We start from the raw sequence: 1,027 nt of genomic DNA on the forward strand, positions 1-1,027 counted from the left end.
TCGGGCTCGTGCTCCGCGGAAGCGCTGAATTCCAGATCGAACGCAAGACGATCCCGTTCAAGACGGGCGATATCATACTGATAAACCGGAACGATGCGCATCGTTCACACTCGGTCGGCAGAAAGTGTTCAGAAGCGTTTTTTCTCTATATCCACGAATCCATACTGCCCATGATGCAGTCCTCGGGGACACAGGAACGCATCGCCGGGATATTCAGCCTCGGCGGACAGGTATTCTCGTATCGGTTCCGCAGCGAAGATGTAGAGCATGCGATTCTCGATATATGCCGCGAACTGGAGGGCGATGCGCCCCTTTCCCGCGACATGGTGCTCTTCCGCATCCACGCGCTTCTCATCCTGCTGTATCGGGAATTCGAGAACGACCTTGCCGCGGGGAATGCCGTGCGGCGGGACACCGTGCACAATGCCGGGTTCAGGGATGTCATATCCGCGATAAACCGCGACCCGTGCGCCGTATCATCGATAGCCGATCTTGCGGCATCCGCCGGCATGAGCGATTCGCATTTCCGGAAAGTGTTCCGTCACGTGACCGGACATTCCCCGCTCGCCTACATCAATGCGCGAAGGCTCAGAAAAGCATATCTCCTCATTCGCCAGGGGAATACATCACGCGGTGCGGCGGCGGAAACCGGGTTCGAGAACTACGGTCATTTTCTCAGACTTTTCAGGAAGGAATTCGGTGTCGGTCCGAAAGAGCTGAAACGGTCAGTAAAAAAAGCGAAATAGACAGTTTTTAAACATCACATCGTACTACATTATCAGCATACCAATGAGGACGGCAATGACATACCCGCTATTCCCGCACATACGGAGATATCTGCGCATGAGTACGGCGCTCATAGCATCCTTCATCGCTCCTTGCGTTGACGCGAAGCCCCTTAAAGTGCTCACTATCGGAAACAGCTTTGCCGACAGCGTGTTCACCTATCTCTCGAACGTCACCGCCTCCGCAGGCGAAAGCGTCATCATGAACCGCGCGAATATCGGCGGCTGCTCGCTCGAAAGGC

2 protein-coding genes are annotated in these 1,027 nt (G+C 55.0%); both read left to right on the plus strand.

Translation table 11 applies throughout. The features are described 5' to 3' along the window. Positions 1 to 746, plus strand: a 746-nt coding sequence (locus AABZ39_18340) for an AraC family transcriptional regulator (GenBank protein MEK6796742.1), incomplete at its 5' end; no start/stop codon positions are given. A gap of 55 nt (positions 747 to 801) precedes the next feature. Then, positions 802 to 1,027 (plus strand): DUF4886 domain-containing protein (locus tag AABZ39_18345; protein ID MEK6796743.1); only part of this gene is annotated, 226 nt, incomplete at its 3' end.

It is taken from the genome of Spirochaetota bacterium (genome assembly GCA_038043445.1).
Classification (GTDB): domain Bacteria; phylum Spirochaetota; class Brachyspiria; order Brachyspirales; family JACRPF01; genus JBBTBY01.